A 7,201-nucleotide genomic window follows, 5' to 3' on the forward strand; every position below is an offset into this window, starting at 1 on the left:
CCGCCCTGGCGACACTACAGGCGCGCAGAATTGCCCGCTTTCCCCCGAGTGTCAAAGCCGTTCCCACCTGCCGCTTGGTCAAGCCCGCCTCTAGTCCGCCAGGATCGACGGCTCGCGCCGGGCCGCGCAGGCGTCCCGCGGGCAGATCCGGCAGGTGGTACCGATGGGCCGCGCGCGTTCCTCCGGCATCGGGGCGTTGCCCGCGTCCAGCACCAGCATCCAGGACCGAAAGACCTGCGGCGCATCGAAATCCACGGCCGAGGTCAACTCGGATACCGCATAGGTCACGAAACGCCGCCCCGGCGGCGTCTCCACCGCCACCCGGATCGGCTGCACCGGCTGGGTCAGCGCCTGGTAGACCGGCCAGAGCGAACAGGCCGCCCCGAAACGCGGGATCGGAAAGCCGTCGATCCCCTTGCGAAACAGCAGGCTGCCCGAGGTGTCCGCCACCACCAGCCCCACATCCGGCGCGTCCTTCGCCTTGGGCAGACAGGCCAGCCGATGCATCACCACCGGCAGGGCCACATCGAACCGCCGCGCCAGCTGCGCCGGGTCGCGATCCTCGGCGAAGGCCGCCTGCAAGGGGCGCATGGGCAACGCCTCGGCGTCGCGCACATAGGTGCGGAAATAGGCCAGCGCCAGGGCCCGGGCCTGGGGCATCGCCAGTTGCGGCGCCTTGTCGAGCAGGGCCGCGGCGGCCTCCATGCCCCCGGTCTCCAGCATGGGCAGGTGGTAATCATGCTCCAGCAGCACCGATTCCAGCGCCTCCTGCGGGGTCGAGAACGCGGTCTCCGCCCCCACCTGCCGGTCGAAATAGGACACCAGCGCCTGGCTGCCCTCGGCCAGCCTGTCGCTTTCCTCCAGCATGTTGCGATGGAACCGGTCGCGCCAGGCCTCTTCGATCTCCGGGGTCTGGGCGAGGATCGAGGCGGTCGCCCGGATCGCCGTGACGTTCGACAGCAGGTCATGCATCGCCTCGGCCAGGAACGGGTCATGGGTCAGCCGGTCGTTCAGCGCCTCGATGGTGCGCTCCTGGGTGACCATGCGCCGCCGCTGCGCCGCGATCAGCTGCGCCCAGCCGGGAAAACGGGCCACGAATTCCTCGATCCGGTCGATCTCGGCCGTGCTGCGCCGGGCCGAAACCACCGCCTCGCGCAGCCCTTCCAGCAGGGTCTCCTCCGCGCCCTGGGTCAGGATGGTGATATCGACCCGCAAGGCCTGGGCGAGTTTGACCAGTACCTTGCCGCCGATTCTGCGACGATTGTGTTCGATCAAATTGAGATAGGAAGCGGAGATTCCGACCTGCCGGGCGAGATCGGCCTGTTTGATGCGAAGAGACTGGCGTCTTTCGCGAATGCGACTGCCGGTCAGGGCGCTCTGGGGCATGGTGAAACCTGAGTGTTATCACGCACTTTCTGCGGGTGCGTGACAATAACTTTACACATACTGCGGGCGCATTGTCCAATCGTTTACAAATAAACCCTGTAAATCAAAGCACTTGTTGCGCCATTGGGGCAGTTTGTAATTTCATTGACAGGTGCCTGTACTGTTCGTGCGGGTCCGTCGAGACGCGGGAGAGGTTTAGCGGCTCGAAAGTTTTAAACGGGAGGACTTCAATGTCTAATTCGGAAATCAGCCGCCGTCGCGTGCTGAAGACAGGCGCTGCCACCGGCGCAGGCCTGGCACTGCCCACCATCTTCACCGGCGCCGCCTGGTCGGCGGGCTTCACCAACGAGCCCACCGGCAGCACCGTCACCCTGGGCTTCAACGTGCCCCAGTCCGGCCCCTATGCCGACGAGGGCGCCGACGAGCTGCGCGCCTACGAGCTGGCGGTCGAGCACCTCAACGGGGGCGGCGATGGCGGCATGATGAGCACCTTCAGCTCCAAGGCGCTGCAAGGCAACGGGATCCTCGGCAAGAAGGTCGAGTATGTCACCGGCGACACCCAGACCAAGTCCGACGCCGCCCGCGCCTCGGCCCGCTCGATGATCGAAAAGGACGGCGCGGTGATGATCACCGGCGGGTCGTCCTCCGGCGTGGCCGTGGCCGTCCAGGCGCTCTGCCAGGAGGCGGGCATCATCTTCATGGCGGGCCTGACCCATTCGAACGACACCACCGGCAAGGACCGCAAGGCCAACGGCTTCCGGCATTTCTTCAACTCCTACATGTCCGGCGCGGCGCTGGCGCCGATCCTGGCCAAGAACTACGGCACCGACCGCAAGGCCTATCACCTGACCGCCGATTACAACTGGGGCTACACCACCGAAGAAGCCGTGCGCTCCTCCACCGAAGCCATGGGCTGGGAGACGGTGAACACCGTTCTGACGCCGCTCACCCAGACCGACTTCTCCGCCTATATCACGCCCGTGCTGCAGTCGGACGCGGACGTGCTGGTGCTCAACCACTACGGCGGCAACATGGTGAACTCGCTGACCAACGCGGTGCAGTTCGGCCTGCGCGACCGGGTGGTCAACGGCAAGAACTTCGAGATCGTCGTGCCGCTCTACTCGCGCCTGATGGCCAAGGGCGCCGGTGCCAACGTCAAGGGCATCTTCGGCTCCACCAACTGGCACTGGTCGCTGCAGGACGCAGGCTCCCAGGCCTTCGTGCGCTCCTTCGGCACCAAGTACGGCTTCCCGCCGTCCCAGGCCGCCCATACCTGCTACGTGCAGGCGCTGCTCTACGCGGACGCGGTGGAGCGCGCGGGCTCCTTCAACCCCTGTGCCGTGGACGAGGCCCTGTCGGATTTCGAATTCGACGGGATGGGCAACGGCCCGACCCTCTACCGCGCCGCCGACCACCAGTGCTTCAAGGACGTGCTCGTGGTGCGCGGGAAGGAAAACCCGACCTCCGAGTTCGACCTGCTGGAGATCGTCGAGGTGACCCCCGTCGAGCAGGTGACCTACGCCCCGGACCACCCCCAGTTCGGCGGCGCCGAGGCGACCCTCGGGACCTGCAACCCGGGCGCCTGACACCGACCCCGACAAGATCCCGGGACGGGTGCGCACGCGCCCGTCCCGACCCTGCCCCTGCGCCACATAGGCCTGCGGGGCGCGTGACGCTATAGCCGAGGTGGGAGCCATGGACGCCATCATCCTTCAAATTCTCAACGGACTGGACAAGGGCTCGGCCTATGCGCTGATCGCCCTGGGCCTGACCTTGATCTTCGGCACCCTCGGTGTCGTCAACTTCGCCCATGGGGCCCTGTTCATGCTGGGGGCGTTCTGCGCCGTCACGCTCAGCCAGATCCTCACCCTCAGCCACGAGGTGATCGACGACACCCGCACCGATTTTCTCGGCAACCCGCTCAAGGTCGACGTGCCCTATGTCTACGACATCTTCGGCCAGGCCGCGGGCGACACGATCATCGACTGGGCGGTGCCGCTGGGCATCCTCTTTGCCATCCCGATCATGGCCGGGATCGGCATCGCCATGGAGCGCGGCCTGATCAAGCACTTCTACAAGCGCCCCCATGCGGACCAGATCCTCGTCACCTTCGGCCTCGCCATCGTGCTGCAGGAAATCATCAAGTATTTCTACGGCGCCAACCCGATCCCGACCCCCGCCCCGGACGCCTTCATCGGCTCGTTCGACTTCGGCGCGATGCTGGGCTTCGATCCGGGCTCGATCATCTATCCCTACTGGCGCCTGGTCTATTTCCTCTTCGCCATGACGATCATCGCCGCGGTCTTCGCCTTCCTGCAATTCACCACCTTCGGCATGGTGGTGCGCGCGGGCATGGCCGACCGCGAAACCGTGGGCCTTCTGGGCATCAATATCGACAAGCGCTTCACCATCATGTTCGCCATCGCCGCCTGCGTGGCCGGGGTCGCCGGGGTGATGTACGCGCCGATCAACTCTCCGAACTACCACATGGGCATGGACTTCCTGGTGCTCAGTTTCGTGGTGGTCGTGGTCGGCGGCATGGGCTCGCTGCCCGGCGCCGTGGCCGCGGGGTTCCTGCTGGGCATCCTGGAGAGCTTCGCGTCCATGTCCTGGGCCATCAACCTGGTGCCCGGCATCAACCAGATCATCATCTACCTTGTCGCAATCATCATCTTGCTGACCCGGCCCCGCGGCCTTCTGGGGCGCAAGGGCGTGATGGAGGACTGAGCCCATGTTCGGACTAGAGAAAAAAGACACCGTCCTTCTGCTGATCGTGGCCGGGCTGACCATGCTCGCCCCCTTCCTGCTCAACCCCTTCCCCGAAGGCTCCGGCATGGCGCAGTTCAACGCGGGCTACCCCGACCTGATGCAGCGCTTCGTGATCTTCGGGATCTTCGCCATCGGCTTCAACATCCTGTTCGGGCTGACGGGCTATCTCAGCTTCGGCCACGCGGCCTTCCTCGGCGTGGGCTCTTACGCGGCGATCTGGATGATGAAGCTGCTGACCATGAACGTGATCCCGGCGATCATCATGGCGATCGTGCTGGCGGGGCTGTTCTCGCTGCTGGTGGGGTGGATCTCGCTGCGCCGCTCGGGGATCTACTTCTCGATCCTCACGCTGGCCTTCGCGCAGATGTCCTATGCCCTGGCCTACTCGGTCCTGACCCCGATCACCGGGGGCGAGACCGGGCTGCAGCCCAAGGTCAATGACCCCCGCCTGCTCGACCCGGCCCTGGCCGAGGGCGCGACGCCGTCCGCCAACCTCTTCGGGCTGACGATGAAATCGAGTTACGAGCTGAACGTCGGCGGCTGGCTCTTTACCTTCAACGCGGGCTACTACCTGGCGGCCGTGATCATGCTGATCAGCTTCTATGTGGCGATCCGCATCTTCCGCTCGCCCTTCGGGATGATGCTGCGCGCGGTCAAATCCAACCAGCAGCGGATGAACTACACCGGCCTGAACTCCAAACCCTACACGCTGGCGGCCTTCGTGATCTCGGGCATGTATGCCGGGCTCGCCGGTGGCCTGATGGTGGCGATGGACACGCAAGTGGGGCCCGAGCGGATGTTCTGGACCGCCTCCGGAGAGGTGGTGCTGATGACCATCCTCGGCGGCGCGGGAACGCTGATCGGCCCGGTCCTGGGCGCGGGCATGATCAAGTACATGGAGAACATCATCTCCAAGATCAACGAAACCATCCTGCACCAGTGGTTCGCCTTCCTGCCCGACGGGATGGAGGACGCGCTCGTCGCCATGGTCTATCCCTTCATCGGCAAGGGCTGGCACCTGACCCTCGGCATCATCTTCATGCTGGTGGTGATCTTCCTGCCCGGCGGCCTCGTGGAAGGCGGCCAGCGCATCGCGCGCCTGTTCGGGCGCGGCAAGAAAGCCGACGCTGAAGGCGACAAGAAATCCGCCGAAACCACACCGGCCGAATAAGGAGACAGACCCATGGGAATTCTCGAAGTCAAAGGTGTGGGCAAGCGGTTCGGCGGCCTCCAGGCCCTGGGGGACGTGAACCTCTCGATCAAGGAAAACTCCGTCCATGCCATCATCGGCCCCAACGGGGCGGGCAAATCCACCCTGCTCAACTGCCTGGTGGGCAAGCTGATCCCCGATACCGGGTCGGTGATGTTCGACGGGCAATCCGTGCTGGGCCGCTCCCCGCACGAGATCTGCCAGATGGGCATCTCCCGCGTCTTCCAGACGCCCGAGATCTTCGGCGACCTGACGGTGATGGAAAACGTGCTGATCGCGTGTTTCGCCAAGCGCGACGGCTCGTTCGAGCTGAACGCGATCACCTCGGTGCGCTCGCAATCGGACATGCGCGACATGGCCGAAACCATCCTGCGGGACGTCAACATGCTCGACAAGCACGCCATGCATGCCGCGTCGCTCTCGCGCGGGGACAAGCGGCGGCTGGAGATGGCCATGTGCCTGGTCCAGCAGCCCCGCATGCTGCTGCTGGACGAGCCGACCGCCGGCATGGCGCGGGCCGACACCAACAACACCATCGACCTGCTCAAGGAGATCCGCGACACCCGCGACATCACCATCGCGATCATCGAGCATGACATGCACGTGGTGTTCTCGCTCGCCGACCGGATCACCGTGCTGGCCCAGGGCACCCCCCTGGTCGAGGACAGCCCCGAAAACATCAAGGGCCATCCCAAGGTGCGCGAAGCGTATCTCGGCGAGACGGCGCACTAAGAGGTCACACCATGAACGTCAAACCGGACTTCTCCAAGGGCATCAGCCACGCGGAAACCGCACCGGCCTTCCTGTCGGTCTGGGACCTGCACGCCTATTACGGCGAGAGCTACATCGTCCAGGGCATCAGCTTCAATGTCCACGAGGGCGAGATCCTCGCGCTTCTGGGCCGCAACGGCGCGGGCAAGACCACGACCCTGCGCGCCATCGCCCGGCTCGGCGATCCACAGGTGCGCCATGGCGAGATCTGGCTCGACCACGCCCGCCTGCACGAGATGGAAAGCCACGAGGCCGCCGTGGCGGGGCTCGGCCTCGTGCCCGAGGACCGGCGCATCATTCCCGGCCTGACGGTCGAGGAGAACCTGCAACTGGCCCAGATCGTGGAGCCGAAGGGCTGGTCGCTCGACCGGCTCTACGACCTCTTTCCGCGCCTGGGCGAGCGCCGCAAGCAAGAGGGCGTGACGCTTTCGGGCGGCGAGCAGCAGATGCTGTCCATCGCCCGGGCGCTCGCGCGCGATCTCAAGGTGCTGTTGCTGGACGAGCCCTATGAGGGGCTCGCCCCGGTGATCGTGGACGAGATCGAAAAGACCCTCCGCGTGATCAAGGAACAGGGCATGACCACCGTGATCGTCGAGCAGAACGCCGTGCGCGCGCTGGAGCTGGCGGACCGGGCGGTGATCCTGGATACCGGCTCCATCGTGTTCGACGGGGCCGCCGCCGAGGTGCTGGAGAATGCCGAGCTGCGCGCCGAGTATCTCGCGATCTGATCGGACGGGCCGCCGCGGGGCGTTGCGCGCACCCCGTTGCGGGCGCACGAAGGTGCCCGACACTTGCCCGACAGATGTCCGACACCTGCCCGACGGCGATCCGACGCGGTCGGGCGGCCGTTTCGGGGGCGCATTTTTCGGGCCCTTACGACCAAAGAACGCCCCGCTGCGTCACCCCGCAGGCTTGCCCGGTCGCCGCCCCCGGGTGCAAACTTCGCGCAATGGACTGAAAGGGGGGATCCCAATGCTGGACAACAAAGACGGCGTCTACACGCCGAGCGCCGATTTCGTGAAGAACGCCCATATCGATTCATCGAAGTATTCTGAGATGTATGCG

The 7,201-nt window shown here is 65.4% G+C and carries 6 protein-coding genes; 5 read left to right on the plus strand and 1 reads right to left on the minus strand.

Annotated elements, in window-relative coordinates:
• Positions 1-90: 90 nt before the first annotated feature.
• Complete coding sequence (locus tag PVW48_RS03340; protein WP_274580262.1) at positions 91-1,386, minus strand: helix-turn-helix transcriptional regulator; 1,296 nt, start codon at positions 1,384-1,386, stop codon at positions 91-93.
• A gap of 230 nt (positions 1,387-1,616) precedes the next feature.
• On the opposite strand from PVW48_RS03340, the gene PVW48_RS03345 reads away from it, so the two are divergent.
• The 5 genes from PVW48_RS03345 to PVW48_RS03365 all read left to right on the plus strand — a co-directional run bounded on the left by PVW48_RS03345 (position 1,617) and on the right by PVW48_RS03365 (position 6,864).
• Entirely contained in the window at positions 1,617-2,972 is a 1,356-nt protein-coding gene (locus PVW48_RS03345) for an ABC transporter substrate-binding protein (protein WP_012178076.1), read from the plus strand.
• 109 nt (positions 2,973-3,081) lie between these two features.
• Positions 3,082-4,113: a branched-chain amino acid ABC transporter permease gene (locus PVW48_RS03350; RefSeq protein ID WP_274580263.1), complete on the plus strand. Its 1,032-nt coding sequence runs from the start codon at positions 3,082-3,084 to the stop codon at positions 4,111-4,113.
• A gap of 4 nt (positions 4,114-4,117) precedes the next feature.
• Positions 4,118-5,326, plus strand: a complete 1,209-nt coding sequence (locus PVW48_RS03355; RefSeq protein ID WP_012178074.1) for a branched-chain amino acid ABC transporter permease — start codon at positions 4,118-4,120, stop codon at positions 5,324-5,326.
• Between the two features lie 12 nt (positions 5,327-5,338).
• Positions 5,339-6,097: an ABC transporter ATP-binding protein gene (locus tag PVW48_RS03360; RefSeq protein ID WP_012178073.1), complete on the plus strand. Its 759-nt coding sequence runs from the start codon at positions 5,339-5,341 to the stop codon at positions 6,095-6,097.
• A gap of 11 nt (positions 6,098-6,108) precedes the next feature.
• The gene (locus tag PVW48_RS03365) at positions 6,109-6,864 is read left to right on the plus strand and encodes an ABC transporter ATP-binding protein (RefSeq protein ID WP_012178072.1); all 756 of its coding nucleotides are present in this window, start codon (positions 6,109-6,111) and stop codon (positions 6,862-6,864) included.
• The last annotated feature ends 337 nt before the right edge of the window (positions 6,865-7,201 follow it).

Source organism: Dinoroseobacter sp. PD6, assembly GCF_028807315.1.
Lineage (GTDB): Bacteria > Pseudomonadota > Alphaproteobacteria > Rhodobacterales > Rhodobacteraceae > Dinoroseobacter > Dinoroseobacter shibae.

Bases quoted from the DNA above. Each gene is read 5' to 3' on its own strand.
- PVW48_RS03340 (WP_274580262.1), bottom strand. From the start codon at position 1,386: ATGCCCCAGAGCGCCCTGACCGGCAGTCGCATTCGCGAAAGACGCCAG.
- PVW48_RS03365 (WP_012178072.1), top strand. From the start codon at position 6,109: ATGAACGTCAAACCGGACTTCTCCAAGGGCATCAGCCACGCGGAAACC.
- PVW48_RS03345 (WP_012178076.1), top strand. From the start codon at position 1,617: ATGTCTAATTCGGAAATCAGCCGCCGTCGCGTGCTGAAGACAGGCGCT.
- PVW48_RS03355 (WP_012178074.1), top strand. From the start codon at position 4,118: ATGTTCGGACTAGAGAAAAAAGACACCGTCCTTCTGCTGATCGTGGCC.
- PVW48_RS03360 (WP_012178073.1), top strand. From the start codon at position 5,339: ATGGGAATTCTCGAAGTCAAAGGTGTGGGCAAGCGGTTCGGCGGCCTC.
- PVW48_RS03350 (WP_274580263.1), top strand. From the start codon at position 3,082: ATGGACGCCATCATCCTTCAAATTCTCAACGGACTGGACAAGGGCTCG.